We start from the raw sequence: 925 nt of genomic DNA, 5'->3' as shown, positions 1-925 counted from the left end.
GTTTTGGTCAAGCAGTGCGAATGTATACATTTGCTTCGCAAAGTATTATTCACCTACTTGTAAGGGAAAAGTATTTCCCTTAACCCTTTCGTCTCATATCATCGTCTATTTCTTCGAAATATACAGATGATATAAAATACAAAGATCCATCCAAAAATCATGTGATGTTTGGATGGATCTTTGTAGAAAACCTTTACGAATTGATTTGAATATGATGACTACTTACGTCATCCTTATCCAATCCATTCGATACAAAAGATACTGTTATACAGTATCTTTTGTAAGCCGAGTTATCAAAGTTTAGCCCTTCGTTCTAAACTTTGATAACCAGTTCGTTAACCCCTTTAAATCATTAATATGCCAGTATCCTCTTGAATCGTCCATTGCATCCGCAATAGCATTTAAATTCTTTTTTAACTGATTCAGTTCATTCTGAACAGCATCGAATTGATTCTGATTGATCCCTGAATGATCTTTATGCGCAATCACATAATTCTGTTTGAATTCATCTAACGAGATAAATTTACCGTTCTCTTTCCTAGGAAAGTCTTTACCGAAGACTGCTTTTAAGGTCTGAAGTTCTTTCTTATCTTTTTCACGCTTTTCTTTTAATAGCTGTTTCTTTTTTTCTTCTAACGCTTGTAATTCTTTTTCATAATCAATATTTGTCATCTTATATCCTCCTGATGTTTATCGTTATCCTCATTATGCCACTCATTTTTGCGCGATAAAAAGAATAAGATAAGTCACCTAGAAGAAATCATAGTAATTCGATATAATGAGTAAGCCGTCTTTACTTCCATAGGCGAGTTCTTATGGAAGGAGGTGGATAACTATGGAAATCTTAATTGTTAACGTTATTGCGCCATTATATGTTGGCGTAGCACTTGCGTTGTTTTCTCACTGGTTAGATCAACGTAAGGAT

General features: G+C 34.1%; 2 protein-coding genes. One reads left to right on the top strand and one right to left on the bottom strand.

The features are described from left to right. Nucleotides 1–300 precede the first annotated feature (300 nt). Nucleotides 301–672 (bottom strand): hypothetical protein, encoded by a 372-nt coding sequence (locus CD152_RS05850; RefSeq protein ID WP_101042175.1) that lies wholly within the window; start codon nt 670–672, stop codon nt 301–303. A 163-nt stretch (nt 673–835) separates the two neighbouring features. On the opposite strand from CD152_RS05850, the gene CD152_RS11740 reads away from it, so the two are divergent. Next, nucleotides 836–925: type I toxin-antitoxin system Fst family toxin (locus CD152_RS11740; RefSeq protein WP_133451590.1), on the top strand; the 90-nt coding region annotated here is incomplete at its 3' end.

This window comes from Macrococcoides caseolyticum (assembly GCF_002902665.1).
In the GTDB taxonomy this organism is placed as follows: domain Bacteria; phylum Bacillota; class Bacilli; order Staphylococcales; family Staphylococcaceae; genus Macrococcoides; species Macrococcoides caseolyticum.
This window is presented reverse-complemented; position numbering and strand designations above follow the sequence as displayed.